This window comes from Azospirillum sp. B506 (assembly GCF_000333595.1).
Lineage (GTDB): Bacteria > Pseudomonadota > Alphaproteobacteria > Azospirillales > Azospirillaceae > Azospirillum.
The window spans coordinates 1-19,842 of sequence record NZ_BADK01000098.1; the positions used below are offsets into that span (position 1 = coordinate 1).

17 protein-coding genes are annotated in these 19,842 nt (G+C 67.5%); 12 read left to right on the top strand and 5 right to left on the bottom strand.

Annotated features, from left to right (window positions below):
- On the top strand, positions 1 to 1,889 hold a 1,889-nt coding region (locus I71_RS03700; protein ID WP_042690806.1), incomplete at its 5' end, for an anthranilate synthase.
- A 52-nt stretch (positions 1,890 to 1,941) separates the two neighbouring features.
- Here I71_RS03700 and I71_RS03705 read toward each other — a convergent pair.
- Positions 1,942 to 2,190, bottom strand: coding sequence for a DUF2312 domain-containing protein (locus I71_RS03705; RefSeq protein ID WP_012973951.1), 249 nt, complete (start codon positions 2,188 to 2,190; stop codon positions 1,942 to 1,944).
- Positions 2,191 to 2,587: 397 nt separating this feature from the next.
- Between I71_RS03705 and I71_RS03710 the strand changes: the two genes are divergently transcribed.
- From I71_RS03710 to I71_RS03740, 8 genes are all read left to right on the top strand, one after another.
- Positions 2,588 to 3,736 carry a Re/Si-specific NAD(P)(+) transhydrogenase subunit alpha gene (locus I71_RS03710; RefSeq protein WP_042690809.1) on the top strand — a complete coding sequence of 383 codons (1,149 nt, stop codon included), beginning with the start codon at positions 2,588 to 2,590 and terminating at the stop codon, positions 3,734 to 3,736.
- A gap of 26 nt (positions 3,737 to 3,762) precedes the next feature.
- Positions 3,763 to 4,182, top strand: a complete 420-nt coding sequence (locus I71_RS03715) for an NAD(P) transhydrogenase subunit alpha (RefSeq protein ID WP_042690811.1) — start codon at positions 3,763 to 3,765, stop codon at positions 4,180 to 4,182.
- Positions 4,183 to 4,186: 4 nt separating this feature from the next.
- Positions 4,187 to 5,581, top strand: coding sequence for an NAD(P)(+) transhydrogenase (Re/Si-specific) subunit beta (locus I71_RS03720; protein WP_042690813.1), 1,395 nt, complete (start codon positions 4,187 to 4,189; stop codon positions 5,579 to 5,581).
- 98 nt (positions 5,582 to 5,679) lie between these two features.
- Complete coding sequence (locus I71_RS03725) at positions 5,680 to 5,967, top strand: DUF1330 domain-containing protein (RefSeq protein ID WP_042690814.1); 288 nt, start codon at positions 5,680 to 5,682, stop codon at positions 5,965 to 5,967.
- 168 nt (positions 5,968 to 6,135) lie between these two features.
- Positions 6,136 to 6,264 (top strand): hypothetical protein, encoded by a 129-nt coding sequence (locus tag I71_RS40465; RefSeq protein ID WP_280109841.1) that lies wholly within the window; start codon positions 6,136 to 6,138, stop codon positions 6,262 to 6,264.
- Between the two features lie 183 nt (positions 6,265 to 6,447).
- Positions 6,448 to 7,476, top strand: a complete 1,029-nt coding sequence (locus I71_RS03730; protein WP_049975910.1) for an ABC transporter substrate-binding protein — start codon at positions 6,448 to 6,450, stop codon at positions 7,474 to 7,476.
- 31 nt (positions 7,477 to 7,507) lie between these two features.
- A complete protein-coding gene (locus I71_RS03735) occupies positions 7,508 to 8,260 on the top strand; it encodes an ABC transporter permease (RefSeq protein ID WP_042690816.1) in 753 nt (250 codons plus the stop codon).
- Positions 8,248 to 9,015 carry an ABC transporter ATP-binding protein gene (locus tag I71_RS03740; RefSeq protein WP_042690818.1) on the top strand — a complete coding sequence of 256 codons (768 nt, stop codon included), beginning with the start codon at positions 8,248 to 8,250 and terminating at the stop codon, positions 9,013 to 9,015. Before I71_RS03735 ends, I71_RS03740 begins: the two co-directional genes overlap by 13 nt.
- A gap of 12 nt (positions 9,016 to 9,027) precedes the next feature.
- Here the strand turns inward: I71_RS03740 and I71_RS03745 are convergent, their stop codons facing one another.
- The 3 genes from I71_RS03745 to I71_RS03755 form a co-directional block, all read right to left on the bottom strand.
- Positions 9,028 to 10,242 carry a threonine ammonia-lyase gene (locus I71_RS03745; protein ID WP_042690819.1) on the bottom strand — a complete coding sequence of 405 codons (1,215 nt, stop codon included), beginning with the start codon at positions 10,240 to 10,242 and terminating at the stop codon, positions 9,028 to 9,030.
- A complete protein-coding gene (locus tag I71_RS03750) occupies positions 10,239 to 12,689 on the bottom strand; it encodes a penicillin acylase family protein (protein ID WP_307188953.1) in 2,451 nt (816 codons plus the stop codon). Before I71_RS03750 ends, I71_RS03745 begins: the two co-directional genes overlap by 4 nt.
- Positions 12,690 to 13,205: 516 nt before the next feature.
- Entirely contained in the window at positions 13,206 to 15,572 is a 2,367-nt protein-coding gene (locus I71_RS03755; RefSeq protein ID WP_042690821.1) for an MHYT domain-containing protein, read from the bottom strand.
- A gap of 160 nt (positions 15,573 to 15,732) precedes the next feature.
- On the opposite strand from I71_RS03755, the gene I71_RS03760 reads away from it, so the two are divergent.
- Positions 15,733 to 16,314: a hypothetical protein gene (locus I71_RS03760; RefSeq protein ID WP_049975911.1), complete on the top strand. Its 582-nt coding sequence runs from the start codon at positions 15,733 to 15,735 to the stop codon at positions 16,312 to 16,314.
- Between the two features lie 4 nt (positions 16,315 to 16,318).
- On the opposite strand, the gene cbiB is transcribed toward I71_RS03760, so the two are convergent.
- Positions 16,319 to 17,281 (bottom strand): adenosylcobinamide-phosphate synthase CbiB, encoded by a 963-nt coding sequence (gene cbiB / locus I71_RS03765; protein ID WP_042690824.1) that lies wholly within the window; start codon positions 17,279 to 17,281, stop codon positions 16,319 to 16,321.
- 68 nt (positions 17,282 to 17,349) lie between these two features.
- On the opposite strand from cbiB, the gene cobD reads away from it, so the two are divergent.
- Positions 17,350 to 18,483: a threonine-phosphate decarboxylase CobD gene (gene cobD / locus I71_RS03770; protein ID WP_083896949.1), complete on the top strand. Its 1,134-nt coding sequence runs from the start codon at positions 17,350 to 17,352 to the stop codon at positions 18,481 to 18,483.
- 136 nt (positions 18,484 to 18,619) lie between these two features.
- Positions 18,620 to 19,842: PAS domain S-box protein (locus I71_RS03775; protein ID WP_244433613.1), on the top strand; the 1,223-nt coding region annotated here is incomplete at its 3' end.

The following is a 19,842-nucleotide window of genomic DNA, read 5'->3' on the forward strand; positions in this document are numbered from 1 at the left end:
TTGAGATCGCCGAAGGCCGCGTCACCGCCCTGGTGCGGCGACCCACCGGTGTCTTTGCCGAGGAGGAGCGCAGCCGCCAGCCCTCCGTCTTCAGCGTGCTGCGGGCGCTGATGGCGCTGTTCGCCTGCCCGGACGAGCCGTTCCTCGGGCTTTACGGCGCCTTCGGCTACGACCTTGCCTTCCAGTTCGAGCCGATCCGCCGTCGCCTGGAGCGACCGGACGACCAGCGCGACCTCGTGCTGTATCTGCCCGACCGGCTGCTGGTGGTCGACCATGCCGCCGGTGTGGCGCGACGCTTTGCCTATGAGTTCATGGTGGATGGCGTCTCGACCGGGGGCTTCGAGGGTGGCGGGCGGGTTCATGCCTATCGTCCCGACACCAACGCTGCCGCGGCGTGCGACCATGCCCCCGGCGATTACCAGCAGGTGGTGCGGGCGGCGAAAGAGGCGTTCAGACGCGGCGATCTGTTCGAGGTGGTCCCCGGCCAGACCTTTGCCGAGCCCTGCGACGACAGCCCCGCCACCATCTTCCGCCGCTTGCGCGCCGCCAATCCCGCCCCCTACGAGGCGCTGATCAATCTCGGCGACGGCGAGTTCCTGGTCGCCGCCAGTCCCGAAATGTATGTCCGCGTCGGTGGGCGGCGGGTGGAGACCTGTCCGATTTCCGGCACGGTGGCGCGTGGGGCCGATGCGTTGGCCGATGCGGCGCAGATCCTGACCCTGCTGAACTCAGCCAAGGATGCGGCGGAGTTGACCATGTGCACCGACGTCGACCGCAACGACAAGGCGCGGGTGTGCGAGCCTGGCTCTGTCCGAGTCATCGGTCGCCGGATGATCGAGCTGTATTCCCGGCTGATTCACACCGTCGATCATGTGGAGGGTCGGCTGCGTGAAGGGTTCGACGCCCTGGACGCCTTTCTCACCCACAGCTGGGCGGTGACGGTGACCGGTGCGCCGAAGCGGTGGGCCATGCAGTTCCTTGAGGATACCGAGCGGTCGCCGCGCCGCTGGTACGGCGGGGCCTTCGGCCGCATCGGGTTCGATGGCGGGATGGACACCGGATTGACCCTGCGCACCATCCGCATGAAGGACGGCGTGGCCTTCGTCCGCGCCGGCGCCACTCTGTTGTCCGACAGCGATCCGGATGCGGAGGACGCCGAATGCCGCCTGAAGGCGTCGGCCTTCCTCGACGCGGTGCAGGGCGAGCGGGCAGGTCCGCGCCTGTCGGTGGTCCAAAGCTCCCGGCGGAGCGGGGAGGGAAGGCGGGTGCTGCTGGTCGACCATGACGACAGCTTCGTCCACACGCTGGCCGATTATTTCCGCCAGACCGGCGCCAGCGTGACGACCCTGCGCCACACCCATGCGCGTGCCGCCCTGCGCAACGACCCGCCCGACCTGCTGGTGCTGTCGCCGGGACCGGGCCGGCCGGCCGATTTCGATGTCGGCGGCAGCGTGCAGGCGGCGCTCGACCTCGGCGTGCCGGTGTTCGGCGTCTGCCTTGGGCTGCAGGGCATGGCCGAGCATTTCGGCGCGACGCTGGACCGCCTGCCGGAGCCGATGCACGGCAAGGCCTCCGTCCTGCGTCACCAGGGTGGCAGGCTGTTCGAGGGGGTACTGCAGGGAATGCGGGCGGGCCGCTACCATTCCCTGGTGGCGCGGCGTGACAGCCTGCCGCCGGAGTTGCAGGTGACGGCGGAGACGGAGGACGGAACGGTGATGGCGATCGAGCACCGGACGCTGCCGCTGGCCGCGGTTCAGTTCCATCCCGAATCGATCCTGACGCTGGACGGTGCAACCAGTGGCGGGACGGGGTTGGCGCTGATCGCCAACGTGATGGACCGGCTGGCCGGGCGTGTCGGCGGGGTGCCGGAACGCGAAGCGGCGGCCTGAAGGGGCCGCCGCTTCGGTAAATCCCGAGGTTGTTGAGTGACCGGGAAACCGGTCACTCCACCATGCCCAGAGCTTCCTTGTAGAGTTCCAGGATGGCTTCCTGCTCTTGGCGGTCGGCCTTGTCCATTTTACGCAGGCGAATGATCTGCCGGATGATCTTGGTGTCGAAACCGGTGCCCTTCGCCTCGGCGTAGACCTCCTTGATGTCTTCCTGCAGACCGCGCTTTTCCTCTTCGAGACGCTCGATGCGCTCGACGAAGGACTTCAGGCGATCCGCCGCGATGCCGCCGACGTCGGACATGGCTAAAACCTCAAACGATGGGGGTGTTCGGGAACGGGGCGGGACAATATCGGCGGGCGGGAAGAATGGCAAGCCAGCGATGCTCCGCAAGGACGCAAGGCTGCTGCACGGCAGAGGTCCGGCTGCGTCATCGGGTCGCGGTAATTCTTTTGTACAAGCGTAACCGCCGCCGGAGTTTGAACAGCACGTGGCTGATTTGTCTTATTGCATGAAACAATCGTACGATGCCCCTGCTCAGCCATTCCCTTTGTTGCGGCGCACCCTATAGGCTGGTATTACCATCGATGGGTTCGGCTTCACAAAGTCACATGGATCCGGCATGTATGCGCGTCGTCTGTGCCGATAACCCATGGGGGATGCCGGGATCGGCGTATTTGAGGCAGGGGAGTTTTATCTAATGAAAGTCGCCATTCCAAAGGAGCGACGTGCGGGCGAACTTCGCGTGGCCGCCTCACCGGAAACGGTGAAGAAACTGAAGGGTTTGGGACTGGACGTGGTGGTGGAGAGCGGGGCCGGTCTCGGTTCCAGCATCACCGACGCCGCCTATGAGGCGGCGGGGGCCGCCATCGCCGCCGATGCCGCGTCTGCGCTGGCCGATGCCGACATCGTGCTGAAGGTCCAGCGGCCGCTGATCGCCGCGGAAGGTGGCGAGGATGAACTGGCGCTGATCCGCAAGGGCGCACTGCTGTTCGCCATCCTCAATCCCTACAACAGCCGCGACCATGTGAAGGCCTATGCCGATGCCGGCGTGAACGCCTTCGCCATGGAGTTCATGCCGCGCATCACCCGCGCCCAGGTCATGGACGTGCTGTCCTCCCAGGCCAACCTCGCCGGCTACAAGGCCGTCGTCGATGCCGCCAGCGAGTATGGCCGCGCCTTCCCGATGATGATGACCGCCGCCGGCACCGTGCCGCCGGCCCGTGCCTTCATCATGGGCGTCGGCGTCGCCGGCCTGCAGGCCATCGCCACCGCCAAGCGCCTCGGCGCCATCGTCTCGGCCACCGACGTGCGCCCGGCGGTGAAGGAGCAGGTGCAGTCGCTGGGCGGCAGCTTCGTCGCGGTCGAGAACGACGAATTCAAGCAGGCCGAGACTGCCGGCGGCTACGCCAAGGAGATGTCCGACGACTACAAGCGCCAGCAGGCGGCCCTGGTCGCCGAGCACATCAAGAAGCAGGACATCGTCATCACCACCGCGCTGATCCCCGGCCGCAAGGCGCCGATCCTGGTGACGGCGGAGCATGTGGCGTCGATGAAGCCCGGTTCGGTGCTGATCGATCTGGCGGTGGAGCAGGGCGGCAATGTCGAGGGCGCCAGGCTGGGCGAGGTGGTGACCACGGCCAACGGCGTGAAGATCGTCGGCCACGCCAACTACGCCAGCCGCATCGCCGAGAGCGCCTCGCTGCTCTACGCCAAGAACCTGCTGGCGCTGTTGACGTCGCTGCACGGCAAGGAGACGGGTGTGGCCGTCAACTGGGACGACGAGATCGTCAAGGCCATCGCGCTGACCCGCGACGGCGCCGTTGTCCACCCCGCCTTCGCCGGCTGACCGGGCGCCCGAGGAGACTTACCGCAATGGATCAGACCCAACTGTCCGCCCGTATTGCCGAGCTGAAGGCGAACCTCGCGGCGCTCGGCCAGCAGGCCGACCAGCTGGCCGCCCAGGTCGCGCACGCGGCGCAGCCCGCCGCCGAGGCGGCCGGCGGCCATGGCAACTTCTTCGTCACCGGCCTGACGGTGCTCGTACTCGCCTGCTTCGTCGGCTATTACGTCGTCTGGCGCGTCACCCCGGCCCTGCATTCGCCGCTGATGGCCGTCACCAACGCCGTGTCCTCGGTCATCATCGTCGGCGCGCTGGTCGCCGCCGGACCGGCCGGTATCGACTTTTCCAAGGTCCTCGGCTTCCTCGCCGTCATCCTGGCGTCCGTCAACATCTTCGGCGGCTTCCTGGTGACCCAGCGCATGCTCTCCATGTTCAAGAAGAAGGGCAAGTAAGACCATGGAAACCTTGTCGGCCCTTCTTTATCTCGTCGCCTCCATCTGCTTCATCATGGCGCTGCGCGGGCTGTCCAGCCCGGAGACCTCGCGCCAGGGCAACATCTACGGCATGGTCGGCATGACCATTGCCATCCTGACCACGCTGGCCTCGCCCATCGTCCAGTCCTATTGGATGATCGTGCTCGGCATCGCCATCGGCGGCGCCATCGGCTATGTCGTCGCCAAGAAGATCGAGATGACGGCGCTGCCGCAGCTGGTCGCCGCCTTCCACTCGCTGGTCGGTCTGGCCGCCGTCTTCGTGGCGCTCGCCGCCTTCTACTCGCCCGAGGCCTACGGCATCGGCCTGCCGGGCGCCATCGCCAAGGGTTCGCTGGTCGAAATGGCGCTGGGCACCGCGGTCGGTGCGATCACCTTCACCGGCTCCATCGTCGCCTTCGCCAAGCTCCAGGGGCTGGTCACCGGCAAGCCGCTGGTCTTCCCGATGCAGCACCCGCTGAATGCGGCGCTCGGCGTGCTGACCGTCATCCTGATCATCTGGCTGGTGCAGTCCAACTCGACCGCAGCCATGTGGCTGATCATCCTGGTGGCGCTGTCGCTCGGCTTCCTGCTGATCCTGCCGATCGGCGGCGCCGACATGCCGGTGGTCATCTCGATGCTGAACAGCTATTCCGGCTGGGCGGCCTGCGGCATCGGCTTCACCCTGCAGAACAATTTGCTGATCATCACCGGCGCGCTGGTGGGATCCTCGGGTGCGATTCTGTCCTACATCATGTGCAAGGGCATGAACCGCTCGATCTTCAACGTTATCCTCGGCGGCTTCGGCGGCGAGGCTGCCGCGGCGGGAGGTCCCGCCAAGGGTCCGCAAGGCTCGGTCAAGGCCGGCTCGGCCGAAGATGCCGCCTACATCATGAAGAACGCCCAGTCGGTCATCATCGTCCCCGGCTATGGCATGGCGGTCGCCCAGGCGCAGCATGCTCTGCGCGAGATGGCCGATGTGCTGAAGCATGAGGGTGTCGACGTGAAGTATGCCATCCACCCGGTGGCGGGCCGCATGCCCGGTCACATGAACGTGCTGCTGGCCGAAGCCAACGTGCCCTATGACGAGGTGTTCGAGCTGGAGGACATCAACCGCGACTTCGGCACGGCCGACGTGGCCTTCGTCATCGGCGCCAACGACGTGACCAACCCCGCCGCCAAGACCGACCCGTCGAGCCCGATCTACGGCATGCCGATCCTCGACGTGGAGAAGGCGAAGACGGTGTTCTTCATCAAGCGCGGCATGGCCGCCGGCTATGCCGGCGTCGAGAACGAGCTGTTCTTCCGTCCCAATACGATGATGTTGTTCGGCGACGCCAAGAAGGTCACCGAAGAGGTCGTCAAGGCGATGGAAGCCTGATCGGCGTCCACTGCGGTTGACCGAACCGGGCGCGGGAGGCGAGGCTTCCCGCGCCCGTTTCTTTTGGGCCGATAACGACAAGAGAGGACGCAGAAGCCATGACCGCCTACATCATCGCCGACGTTCGCGTGACCGATCCTGTGGCGTACGAGATCTACAAGTCGCTGACACCCGATGCGATCGCCAGGAATGGCGGGCGCTTTCTCAGCCGCGGCGGCGAGACGGCGGTGCTGGAGGGGGGCTGGCAGCCCAACCGCATCGTCATCCTGGAATTCCCTGACATGATGACCGCCAAGGCCTTCTATGACAGCCCGGAGTACCGCAAGGCGCGTGAGGCCCGGCGCGACGCGGCGGACTTCAAGATGATCGTGGTGGAGGGGCTGTAGCAGCCTGCCTGTAATGCCCTGTCCACAGCGACCGGGGGACCGTTACCAACCGTTACACAAGACGGTCCGCGGGACACATGGCCGCAACACGGCACCGGTAACGCTTAGCGTCACCGAGAACCGGCGGATTGTCCCCGCCGGCTCCCCCACAGCGACGGAAGCCCGACGATGGATGACGACGATCTCCTCGAACCGCTCGATTCGCACATTTCGCTCTGGACACGCATCGCCATGGTGATCCTGATGGTCGGCGTATCACTGTGCGGCGTGTCGCTCTACCTGCTGACGGAGACCTGAGGGCCAACCGTCCCAACTGCGTCGAACCCACAAATTCCGCGGCTTCGGGCGGTCTTCGCACGGTAATTGGACGAATTTTTTGTGTTATATGGTGAATTCCCTTTCCCTGTTATGTGAAAATCCCTCTTCTCCATCCGGACAACCGTGCTAAATAGCGTCGGAACCTTAGCCGAGGACGATCCGATGCTCCGCTTGACCCGCCGCACCACTCTTGCCGCCCTGATCGCCCTTGGAACGGCTGCCGCCGCGATGCCCGGCACCGTGCGCGCCGCCGATCCGGTGAAGCTGGAGATCGGCTACATTCCCATCCTCGCCGCCTCGCCGCTGTTCATCGTCGATGGTCAGGGTTGGGCCAAGGATGCCGGGATCACGCTGAAGCTGACCCGCTTCGAGTCCGGCCCGCACGCCATCCAGGCGATGGCCGCCGGCCAGATCGACCTGCTCTATGCCGGCGTCGCTCCCGTGCTGGTCGCCCGCACCAAGGGTGCCGACATCTCGGTCATCGCCAATTCGGCGGTGGAGGAGATGGTGGTCGCCGCCCGCGGTCCCTTTGCCAAGGCGGTGGGGACCACCCCGACCGCGGAGTCGTTCAAGAAATTCGCCGCCGACACCGGTCGCAAGCCGAAGATCGGCACCCAGCCGCCGGGTTCCGTCCCCGACACCGTGCTGAAGCACTGGCTGTTCAAGGTGGTGAAGGTCGATCCGACCGATGTGGAGTTGGTACCGATGGGCATCGAGAAGACGCAGCAGGCCCTGCTGGCCGGCGCGCTCGACGCCGCCACCATCCGCGAGCCGACGGTGACCGTCACCCAGCAGATGGATCCGAACGTCGCCCTGCTTGCCACCGGCGCGCAGATGTTCCCGGACCAGCCCGGCACGGTCGTCGCCGCCCGGGCGGAGGTGCTGAAGAAGAACCCCGAGGCCATCAAGGCGCTGGTCAAGGCCCACATCCGCGCGGTCGAGCTGATCGCCAAGGATCCGGCCGGTTCCGCCAAGATCGTGAACAACTATCTCGGCAAGGGGCTGATGGAGCCGGCGACCCTGGAGGCCGCCTTCAAGGGGCCGGGGTCGAAATTCGTGGCCGATCCGCACAAGGTCGTTCCGGCGGTCGAGCAGATGATGGCCTTCACCAAGGAGATCGGTTCGGCCAGCGAGACGATTCCGGTGGCCGAGGCCTTCGACTTCAGCTTCTACGACGCCGCCGTCAAGTAAGACGACCTGGCCTGAGGACATCGACAAGCCGATGAAGACCTATAACAAGATCGCTCTGTCGGCGCTGGGCGTCATCGTCTTCCTGCTGGCGTGGGAAGCGGTGGCGCGCAGTGGCATCGTGCCGGCGCGGCTGCTGCCGTCGCCGAGCGCGGTGCCCGCCGCCTTCCTGACCGAGTTCAAGAGCGGCACCTGGCAGGCCATGGTGCTGGCCAGCCTGTCGCACTATCTGGTCGGGCTGTCGCTGGGCACTTTCCTTGGCGTGTCGTTCGGCACGGCGGCGGCGCTGTGGGGCAAGTGGGACGCCTTCCAGGCCTGGGTCGTGCGCATGCTGCGCCCGATTCCGGCCATCGCCTGGATCCCGTTCGCCATCATCTGGTTCGGCGTCAGCGAGGGGGCTGCATCCTTCCTGATCGCGTTGACGGTGTTCTGGATCAACTATTACGCCAGCTATGCCGCAGTGCGCGGGGTGGACAAGGATCTGATCGAGCTGGGCTATGCCTTCGGTCAGGGCGGGCTGATCCCGCGCCTGTTCAAGATCATCCTGCCGGGCGCCCTGCCGGGCATTCTGTCGGGCCTGCGCGCCGGGCTGGGCCAGGGCTGGATGACCGTTGTCGCGGCAGAGCTGTTCGGCATATCCGGCCTCGGCATGCGGATGATGGAGGCGTCGGGCCTGCTGGCGACCCACATCGTCGTGCTCTACATGGTCACCATCGCGCTGCTCTACGGCGTGTCGGATTTCCTGTTCATGCAAGTTCAGTCGCGGGTGCTCTCATGGCAGCGGTGACCCTTTCCAAGACCGCGGCCGCGTCGGTCATCGACCTTCAGGACGTCTCCATCGGCTATGGCAAGGATGCGCCACCGGTGCTGGTCGACGTCAACCTGTCGGTCGAGCGCGGCAGCTTCGTCGCCATCGTCGGTCCGTCGGGCGTCGGCAAGTCGACGCTGCTGCGCGTCGTCGCAGGCCTGCACAGCGCGCGCAGCGGCGGCGTCACCATCCATCAGGACCAGCGTCCCGGCCATCGCCCGGTCGGGCTGGTGTTCCAGGATTCCCGCCTGCTGCCCTGGCGCCGGGTGATCCGCAATGTGGAGTTTGGGCTGGAGGGCCTGCCGGTCAGCCGCGACGAGCGCCGCCGCCGGGCCGAGGCCGCGCTGAAGCTCGTCCGCTTGGACGGCTATGCCCGGCGCTGGCCCTACGAGCTGTCGGGCGGCCAGCGCCAGCGCATCGGCATTGCCCGCGCCATGGCGGTGGACCCGGACATCCTGCTGATGGACGAGCCGTTCGGCGCGCTCGACGCCATCACCCGCCACAATCTGCAGGACGAGCTTCGCCGCATCCATCAGGAAACCGGCAAGACCGTTCTGTTCGTCACTCATGACCTGGAAGAGGCGGTGCATCTGGCCGACCGCATCATCGTGCTGGGCGGCACCCCCGCCCGCGTGGTGCGCGACGTGCGCAACATGGCCGGGCGGGACGGCTCGGTGTTCCGCGATCAGGTGGAGCAGCTGCGCTCGGAGATCGCGGACAATTACAGCATCTGAAGGGGTGGGGGACTACCCCACCTCCATCATCAGGCTGGTCGGATAGCCGGCGTCCGTCATGCGGGCGATCAGTGCATCCACATGGGTCTGGTTGCGGGTTTCAAGCACCACGTCGACCTCTGCCATCTTCACCGGCACATTGTGGAACAGGCGCTGGTGGTGGACCTCGACGATGTTGGCCCCGGCCTCGCCCAGCAGGCGGGTGACGCGGGCCAGCGCGCCGGGGGCATCGGTGATGCCGATGCGCAGGCGGACGATGCGGCCCTCATGGACCAGCCCGCGCATCAGCACCTGCGCCATGATGCGGGAGTCGATGTTGCCACCGGACAGCACGATGCCGACCCTGCGGCCGCGGTAGCGCTCCGGCTCATCCAGAACGGCGGCGAGCGCTGCGGCGCCGGCGCCCTCGGCGACCTGCTTCTGCACGGTGGCGAGGCGGTAGACCGCTTCCTCCAGCCGCGCCTCGCCCACCTCCACCACATCGTCGACCAGGGAGCGGATGATCGGCAGGGTCAGGGCGCCGGGCGCCTTCACCGCGATGCCTTCGGCGACCGTGGCCCCGCCGCAGGTGATCGGCAGGCCGGCCAGCGCCTGACGCACCGCCGGATAGAGGCTGCACTGCACCCCGACGATCTCCAGGTCCGGACGCAGGGCCTTGGCCGCCGTCGCCATGCCGGAGATCAGTCCGCCGCCGCCGACCGGGATCACCAGGACGTCGAGGTCCGGCACATCCTCCAGCAGTTCCAGCGCCGCCGTGCCCTGGCCCGCGGCGACCAGCGGGTCGTCATAGGGATGGACGAAGGTCAGCCCGTCGCGCGCGGCGAGGTCATGGGCGAAGGCGGCGGCCTCGCTCAGGGTTTCGCCATGCAGTTCGACGGTGGCGCCCAGATTCTCCGTGCGCTCCACCTTTGTAAAAGGGGTGAAGGCGGGCATGACGATGGTCGAGCGGATGCCCAGCCGCGTCGCGTGGCAGGCCACCGCCTGGGCGTGGTTGCCGGCGGACATGGCGATGACGCCGGCGCGGCGCTCCGCCTCGCCCAGCGACAGCAGCTTGTTCAGCGCGCCCCGCTCCTTGAAGGAGGAGGTGGCGTGCAGGTTCTCCAGCTTCACATGCATCCGGCACCCCGCCATGTCCCCCAGGCGGGGCGCCGGAACCGTGGGCGTCCGGGACAGATGCCCCGCGATGCGCGCCGCCGCAGCGCGCACGTCCTCCAGAGTTATCGTCATTTGCTGTTTGCCCCGGTGTTGCGTGGTGTGAGTGTCAGCACCTCCGCCCCTGCCGAGACCAGCGTGCCACGGTCGCCGGCCAGACGCAACGAACCGCCTTCGCGCCACAGGGGGACCAGATCGCCCCAGTGGCGGGACCAGATGTTGCCGGACTGGCCGGTGGCGATCACGAATCGGGAGTTGTCGAGATCGGCCAGATCATAGACCGCACGGAATCCGGCACCCTGGACATCGCGGAATGGATTCCCCGGATCGCGGATGGCGGTCGACCCACGATTGACGGTGAAGAAGTCGCCGTCGGCTTCCACCGACAGGTCGGCCCTGCCGCCGATCAGCGGGACGCGGCTGAGCATCCGATGGGCCAGAGCCGCCGTGTGGTCGTCGCCCCAGCGCCAGTTCTTGGGAGTGGAACCGTGACGCTCGGCCAGTTGTCCGACCGCCGCTTCCAGCGAACGGCCGATCATGTCGGCGCAGCTTTCCTTCTGCGGCGTGGTGACATCGTCGCACCAGTCCGGCCGCTCCTTCAGGACATGGCGCAGCGCCTCCGGCCGCAGGTCCCAGTAGGCGTCGAAGTCCGGACCCAGCTCGTCGGCGAAGACCGCGCGGACCAGCTCGCGCAGCCAGGCGGTGAAGATCAGCGGTTCCGGCCGGTTGCGGTCCATCCGCCCGTCCCAGTTGCGCAGCAGGGTTGCCGCATCGCTGGCAAGGCCGGGCGGGGTCGGATACTTCAGCAGCTCCGGCAGGAAATCGCGGGCAGGCAGGGAGACGATGTCCATCTGCTGCCGGGCCACATCCTCGACCGAATGGCGCCCGCTGCCCAGCATCTCGACGATGCGCTTGGCGCGGGAGGGATCCGGCCATTCGGTGGCGAGGCGATAGGGATAGTCGCGACCGACCACCGCATTGTTGGCGTTGACGAACTGGCCGGTCGGCGGATTCACCGCCTGCGGCAGCGCGTAATAGGGCAGGAAGCCGGTCCAGTCATACTCGCCGGTCCAGCCCGGAACCGGCACGCGGCCGTCGCCCTTGCGGCGGATCGGAACCCGGCCGGCGGTGATGAAGCCGACCTCGCCGGTCACGTCGGCATAGACGATGTTCTGCTGCGGGGCGACATGCAGGCGCAGAGCGTCGCGCACGCCCTCCGCCGACCCGGCATGGTTCAGGCGGTAGAGCGCCTCGGCGCTCGTGTCGTCTTCGGCGAGGCCGGGGAAGGAGAGCGCCAGCACCGGCGCGGTTCCTCCCGCCGGTGCGGCGTCCAGGTCGGAGATGACCGGGCCGTGCCGAGTGCTGCGCACGGTCAGCGTCTGTGGGGCCTCGCCGGCAATGGCGATGGTTTCGGCCCGTGTCTCGAAGGGCTGGCTGCCGTCGGGTGTCAGGTAGCGGGCGGGGTCCTGCGGATCCGGCTTCTCGACGAACAAATCCTGGGTATCGCCATGTGTGGTGGTGAAACCCCAGGCGACCGTGCCGTTATGGCCGAGGATGGTCAGCGGCACGCCGGGCACGGTGGCGCCGGTGACGGTGAAACCGGGCGTCACGATGCGGGCGAGGTACCAGAGGATCGGCGCCTCCAGCTCCGGATGCGGATCGTTGGCCAGGATTGGTTTGCCGGTGGTGGTGCGGGCGCCGGTCAGGACCCATTCGTTCGAGGCGGTGTCGAAGCCCATCTGCGGCAGGGCCGCCAGGGTACGGCGCACGGCTTCCTGCAGATCCATGCCGCGCAGGTCGCTCGCCAGCGTGGTGGGGGCGCCGGGAGCATCGGGCGGGAACAGGTCGTCGACCTGTTGCGGCGACAGCCGCTCCAGCACGCGGGAGCGGAACAGCTCGTCGCGGTAGTTGGCGGACAGCTTCAACGCCATCAGCTTGACCCAGACCAGGCTGTCGGCGACGGTCCACGGCTCCGGCGTGTGGCGCAGAAGCTGGAACTCGACCGGCAGCCCTTCGGACCGGGTGGCGAGATAGGCGTTCACGCCCTCTGCATAGGCCTCGAAGGCTGCGCGGGTGTCGGGCGACAGGGTGGCGGCCATCGCCTCCGCCGCACGGCGGACACCCAGCGTGCGCATCAACCGGTCAGTGCGCAGCGCGAAGTCGCCGTATTTGGTGCCGATCAGTTCGGCCAGCCGGCCGGCACCGGCCCGGCGCATCGTTTCCATCTGCCACAGCCGATCCTGGGCGTGGGCATAGCCCAGCGCCCGGTAGGCGTCGCGTTCGGTCGCGGCGAAGATGTGGACGATGCCCTGTTTGTCACGGACGACCTCCGCGGGAGCGCCGGTTCCGGGAATGGCGACCGATCCGCTGGTCTGCGGCTGCTGTGCCCGCATCCACCAATAGGCGCCCAGCAGACCGACCGGCGGAACCAGCACCAGCACGCCGACGACGGCCGCGACCTTGCCCCAGCGCCCGCGCGGAAGCCGCAGGCGGGGACGATAGGGCGGACGACCGAGGGGCATTCCTGCACCGGCGCATGGTGTAAGGCGTGCCCGGTTGCTGCGCAAAGGGCTGATCCGGCGGCTGCACGCCCATGGGATAGGCAGCAGGTGGATAGGTTCCGGGCGGATGGGAGTTTTGCGGATAGACCTGCTGCTGTTGCGCCTGCGGATAGGGCGGGTGGGGATAGGGGACTCCCGGATACTGGCCTCCGGGATATTGAACCGGTGGCTGCTGCGGCTGTTGGGACGCTGCCGGATAGCCCGCACAAGGCGGAGCAGCGGGCGGAGCCGGGCGGGACAGCGCACGCGCCAAAGCGGCGCGGAGGTGGAAGGCGCAGGTCTCGCCGGCGCGGATCAGGGAACGGCGCAGCATCACGGTCCGTGGAAGAGAAGGGAAGGTGGCGACAGGCGGAGGCCGCCGGGGGGCTTTTGCGGGTGGCGGATGCTAGTCTCCCGGCCGCCGGCGCGTCCAGGGTTGCTTCGGTGGAGTCGGGTGCTTTTTTAACCTTGTTGCGGCGCCTTCGGGGGACAGGCGCCTTACGCCGACGCGCTGAGGATTTCGCGCAGCATCGGTGCGGAGACCGGTTTGTGGACCAGGCGGTGGCCACTGCGCTGGACCTCGGCGATGCGGGCGGGATCGGTGTCGCCGGTCAGCACCACGGCAGGGACGCGCACGCCGCAAACGCCGTAGATGTCGCGGATCGCCTCCACCCCAGTCCGCCCTTCGCGCAGGCGGTAGTCGGCGACGATCATCGCCGGCTGGCGTCCAAGATTCAGCAGCGAGGCGATGGCTTCGTCCGCGGACACCGCGGCGACCACCTCGTAGCCCCATTCCTCCAGCATCGCCCGCATGCTCAGCAGGATGATGGTGTCGTCGTCCACGACCACGATGAGACCCTTGGCATCCGGCAGCTCGGTCGGAATGCGCACGGGCTTCGGGATCGGACGCGGCACCGCTGCCGGCAAATCGAGGAAGAAGCCGCTGCCACGGCCGGGGGTGGAGCGGACGGCCACCTCATGGTGCAGAAGCCCGGCCAGCCGCCGCACGATGGCCAGCCCAAGCCCCAGGCCCTTGCGCCGGTCCCGTTCGGGATTGGCGAGCTGGGTGAACTCCTGGAAGATGTCCTGCGTCCGGTCTGCGGGGATGCCGATCCCCTGGTCCAGCACCGCCAGCCGCAGGGTGCTGCCGCGATGCAGGCAACCGATCAGGATATGGCCGCGCTCGGTGTAGCGGATGGCGTTTTCGATCAGGTTGCGCAGGATGCGCTCCAGCAGGGCGGGGTCGCTGCTGGTCCAGCCGGACGTCGGCACATGGCGCAGGATCAGCCCCGATTCCGCGGCACGGATGCGGTATTCCTCCGCCAGCCTGTCCAGCAGCGGGCCGATCGCAAAGTCGGTGACGCTTGGTTTCACCACGCCGGCATCGAGTCGCGAGACGTCCAGCAGGCTGTCCAACATCACCCGCAGGCCGTTCAGCGAGTCGGTCATGCTGGCGAGCAGCGGGGATGTCGGGTGATTCTCCAGCTTGTCCGATAGGGCGTGGGCGAAGAAGAACAGCGATTGCAGGGGCTGGCGCAGGTCGTGGCTGGCGGCGGCCAGGAACTTGGTCTTGGCACGGTCGGCGCGCTGGGCGTCGTCGCGTGCGTTCACTGCCTCGACCCTGGCCGCTTCCGCCTCGTCGCGGGCGCGCAGAATCGCGTCCTCCGCCGCCTTGCGGGCGGTGATGTCGCGCATGATGCCGGTGTACATGCGACGCTTGCCGACCCGCCATTCGCCGACCGACAGGTCGAGCGGGAAGGTCGAACCGTCTTTGCGCAGGCCCAAGACCTCGCGGCCGATGCCGACGATCCGCCGTTCTCCCGTCCGGTGGTAGCGTTCGAGATAACTGTCATGGGCGCTGCGGTAGGGTTCCGGCATCAGCATGTTGACGTTGCGCCCGATCACCTCCTCGGCACGGTAGCCGAAGGTCTTTTCCGCCGCGTGGTTGAAGGACTCGACGGTGCCGCGGTCATCAATCAGGATGATGGGGTCGACTGCGGTGTCGACGATCGCGCGATAGCGCGCCTCCTGTTCCGCAGACTGCTCCGCCTGTTGCCGGCGGTCGAGCAGCGAGGACAGCATCGCCAGCGACAGCAGCAGCAGAGTCCCCGCCCCCGTCATGATTGCCAACAGGGTGGACGAGATGGCAATCCCCTGGCCGGAATGGGACGCCGCGCGGGGCAGGACGGTCCGGTTCGCATCGGCAACCCCGATGGTTGCGGCGCTCAACTCCGTCACCGGTTCCATTCCGGCGGCGGCCATGCCGGTATAGTGCATCGTCACCACCCCCAGCCCCAGCAGCACGGCGCCGGCGGCGCGCTGCAGCGGGCGGCTGGTCCGGAAGGCCAGCCACAGGGCGGCGGTCGAGGCAACGATCGCGACCGCCACGGAGACGGCGACCAGACCCGCGTCGTATGACAGGTCCATGTCCATGCGCATGCCCGCCATCCCCACATAATGCATGACAACAATGCCGAGTCCGGTGAGTGTTCCCGCGATCGGCAGCGTAAAGCGGCTAGGCCGGCCGCGTGCCACGGCGAACAGACCCGCCCCGGAAACCCCGACGGCCAGCAGGAAGGATAATGCCGTAAGCCCGGCATCGTAGCCGATGGGAATGTCGCTGCGATAGGCAAGCATGCCGATGAAATGCATCGACCAGATTCCAGCTCCCAAGGCCAGGGCCGCACCGGCAAGGCGTCGATGGTCGCACCTGCTGCAGCGGGACGCACCGTGCAGGTCGGACGCAAAGGGCCGGCCGGTTGTGCCGATCCGGGAATGCTGGGCGAGATCCAGCGCCACATAACCGCCGAACACGGCGATCGCATAGGAGAGTGCGACGAGAAGGGGGTCGTAATGGCCGGGCACGGTCGACTTGGCTTTGGTGTGTGGAGGATTTCGCGGAAGGAGCAGACTCGTTCGTGCGTGTACAGGAACAATTCGGGTCAAGGTGCCAGCCCCTTCCCTCCAACGAAAGGCTCGCCTTCGTGGTAGACAGGGACGTAGAACCTCCGGCGGAATATTTCGAATGAACAGCACTCCCCCCCCCGGGGCACAGGACCGTCCCGCCTCCTCCGAACGGCTGGCGCAGCCGCGTCGGCTGCTGTCCCGCCTGTTGCGCCCGGTCGCGACGCTGTTTGCGGTCGCCTACTTCCTCCTCGACGCGCTGGCCTACTGGGTGGTTCGGCGCCTTGTCGGCCGGATCGCGCGCTTGCCGCTGTTCGCGCGGATCGGCCGGTGGGTGGCGGGGTTGGCTCCTTATCCGTCCCTGATCCTCGTCATCGTGCCGCTGGCGGTGTTGGAGCCGGCCAAACCGGCCGGTGCATGGCTGTTCGCTACCGGCCGCCCGATTGCCGGTGCCGCCGTGATCGTCGGGGCGGAAGTGGTCAAGATCACCCTGGTGGAGCGGCTGTTCCACATCGCCAAGCCGAAGCTGCTGACCATCGGCTGGTTTGCCTGGGGTTATGGTCGGGTGATAGCCTGGCTGGCCTGGCTGAAGGAGACGGCGGCGGTCCGCGCCGCCCGCGGGATGCTGAACGCCATCAGCCTCTTCGCGCAGCGGGTGGGCCGGCGCCTGTCTCTGCTGGTGCGGCAGTCGGGGCGCGGGTAAGGGATCAGCCCAGAATGGCCAGCACCAGCGCGCCGGCAATCAGCAGGGCGCAGGCGCGGCGGTAGAGAGCCAGAGCCCGGCCTATGTCTTCCGGGGTGGCGGCGGTGCGCCCGGCGCCGAGCCAGACATCCTCGATTCGCGTCCGGCCATAGACCCGCGGCCCGCCCAGCCGCAGATCCAGCGCCCCCGCCATCGCCGCTTCCGGCCAACCGGCATTGGGAGAGCGGTGGCGGTGTGCATCCTGCCGGACCGACGTCCAAGCCTGCCGCGCGTCGGCACCGCCGGTCATCCAGGCGGCCCCCACCAGCAGCAGGGCGGTCAGGCGAGAACCCGGCAGGTTGATCAGATCGTCCAGCCGCGCTGCCGCCCAGCCGAACGCCTCGTGCCGCGGGGTGCGGTGGCCGATCATGCTGTCCGCGGTGTTGACCGCCTTGTAGAGCGCCAGCCCAGGCAACCCGCCGACCAGAAGCCAGAAGGCCGGTGCCACCACGCCGTCGGAGAAATTCTCGGCAAGGCTTTCGACGGCGGCGCGGGCGACGGCCGGTTCGTCGAGCGTCGCCGGGTTGCGGCCGACGATCATCGACACCGCCTTGCGCGCGCCCTCCAGCCCGCCGGTGCGGAAGCCCTTGGCGACGGCCGCCACATGGTCGTGCAGGCTACGCTGCGCCAGCAGCGAGGAGGCCAGCATCGCCTCGATCAGCCAGCCGAAGGGCAGAAGCCGGCACGCCCAGGCAACCGCCACCGCGATTCCCCCCACCGTCAGCAGGAGCACCAACACGGCCAGCACACCAAACAGCTTGCGGCGGTCGAAACCGTCGGTCTCACGGTTGAGTGCGCCGTCAAGCTGAGCGATAAGCGCACCGATCCATACGACCGGGTGACGGATACGGGCGTAGAGTGGGTCGGGATAGCCGGCCACCGCTTCAATGATGAGCGCGGCGGCGAGCAGGAAGGGATGCAGCGGCACGGCAGGGACGTTCCAGGCAATGGGGCGGCCCGCTGGCCGCGCGACGGTGGAAAGGAAGAGGCGGGATCATGGCCGAAGACAGCCCGGCGACCAAGCCGCGCGTGCCGGACCAGCAAGGCACGGGCGTAGCCCCGGGGCAGGGATATGCCATAGGGGGCGTCCTGCTGCACGGCGGAGACCTGGATGGCGCCCGCGCCGCCTTTCCCGGTGCGCCTGAGCCGTGGATCGACCTTTCCACCGGGATCAATCCCTGGCCCTATTCACCGCTGCCACAGGTGCCGCAGGAGGCCTGGACCCGCCTGCCCGGCCGCGGCGAGGAGGCGGCGCTGCGCACGGCGGCCGCCGCCTGCTATGGAGCGCCCTCGGCGGATGTGGTGGCCGCGGCGTCGGGGTCGCAGGCGCTGATCCAACTGTTGCCGAGGCTGCGGGCGCCGGGCAGCGTGGCAGTCCTGGGGCCGACCTACGCCGAGCATGCCCGGTGCTGGGCGCTGGCCGGCCATGACGTCCGGACGGTGGGGGAGGTGGCTGCTGCGGACGTGTTGGTCGTTGTCAACCCCAACAATCCCGATGGCCGGCGCCTGCCGCCCGCCTTGCTGTTGGAGCTGGCCGCGGTGCAGGAGGCCCGCGGCGGTTGGCTGGTGGTGGACGAGGCCTTCACCGACATGCGGCCGGAGGATAGTGTCGCCGGCTGCGCCGGGCGGCCGGGGCTGGTGATTCTGCGGTCTTTCGGCAAGTTTTTCGGACTGGCAGGGCTGCGGCTGGGCATCGCGCTGGCCCCCACCGATCTGGCGGCGGCATTGCGCGAGGCAATCGGACCCTGGGCGGTCTCCGGACCCGGACTGGCCATCGCCACCGCGGCCCTCGCAGACCGAGGCTGGATCGCGTCGATGCGCAACCGTCTGGCGGATGCCGCGGCGGAGCTGGACCGGTTGCTGGGGGAGAGCGGTCTGCAGGTTGCCGGCGGCACCGAGCTGTTCCGCCTGGTGGAGGAGCCATGCGCGCCCGCGCTGTATCGTGCACTGGGCGAGGCCGGAATCCTGGTGCGCCGGTTCGAGCACCGGTCCGATTGGCTGCGCTTCGGATTACCGGGAACCGACGAGGCGTGGCAACGGCTTGCACAACAGCTTCGTCAACGGCGCCATACCGGACCAGGATGGGATAAAAATTGGGCCATGCAACCTTGCAAAATGTCAGCTTCTTGAACAATCGTAGAGAATTTTATACGCTCAACCGTTCTTAGAAGTCAGACCCTTCCACTTCGACCGAGTCGGAGGGGGTTGGTGCTATGGGGAATAGTAAGTCCATGGATTACATTCGGCCATGCCGGTTCGGGGTTGCATGGCAATGATCTCGGGCCGCTCTGCGCCTGATGAACGCGACACCGCGTTGTCGATCCTCGACCGCCTCCCGGTCGGGGCTTGCGTCGTGACGCCTTCAGGGATCATTCACCACGCGAATCCGGCACTGCATGACCTGTTGGGCTGCGCACATGGCGGCTTGCCGGGGCGGAGCCTCTGTGAGTTCTCTTTGGACTTGTCCGATTGCGCCGGACCGACTTCGAACCCGGTGCCGGCATGCCTGGCGCTGCGGAACGATGGGACCGACCGTTGGGTAACGGTGGCGGAGGCCCCCTGGATAGTCTCTTCCAGTGGTCCGGAGACCGGGGACGGGGCGGAAGCGTTGCGTCTGCTGACCGTCACTGACGTCGATTCGGCGTTTCGGCAGGCCGAGGCCGAAGCCGCTGCCCATCACAGCCGCCTGCAACGCGGAGATCCGGAACCCGAGATGCCGGAGTCCCAGATTGCGATCTCCGAGATGCCCATGGTGGGTGCCCTCCTGGAGGCATCGCCGGTCCCGCTGTTCGTCAAGGACGCCGATGGCCGCTACATTGCAGTCAATGATGCCTTCACCCGCCTCACCGGCCTCGTCCGCGATGAGATGCTGCAGCAGTCCGCCCTTGCGCTGATCAGCCCGGACGTGGTCGGGGAGCATGTCGGCCAAGATCAGGTCGTATTGGAACGTGACGGCAGTGTCCGGTATGAGGCGCCGATCGTGACGGCCGAGGGGGCGATGCGCGTGGTCAGCCTGACCAAATCCGCCTTCCGGGACGATTGGGGCAAACCGGCCGGCATCGTCGGCGCCATCCACGAGTTGACCGACCTGCGCCCGAACGAGGAGCGTCTGGAGGCCATCCTCGAACAGAGTCCGATCGGCGTCTCAGTGTCCCGTCGCGACGATGGCCGGATCATCTTCGTGAACACCCGCTTTGCCGAGCTGATCGGCCTGCCGCGCGGAAAACTGATCGGCAGCCGCGCCCGCGACTATTATCTGGACAGCCACCAGCGGCTGCGCGTGCTGGAGCGGCTGCGCGGCGGTGGTGGCGTCACCAACATGGAGGTTCAGTTCAAGCGCGCGGACGGCTCACCGTTCTGGACGTTGTTCACGGTGAACCAAGCGGTGATCCAGGGCACCCCCGTCAATCTGGCCTGGATCTACGACTACACCGAACGGCGGAGCATGGAGGAGGCCTTGCGCGACATGGCTTCGCGCGATCCGCTGAA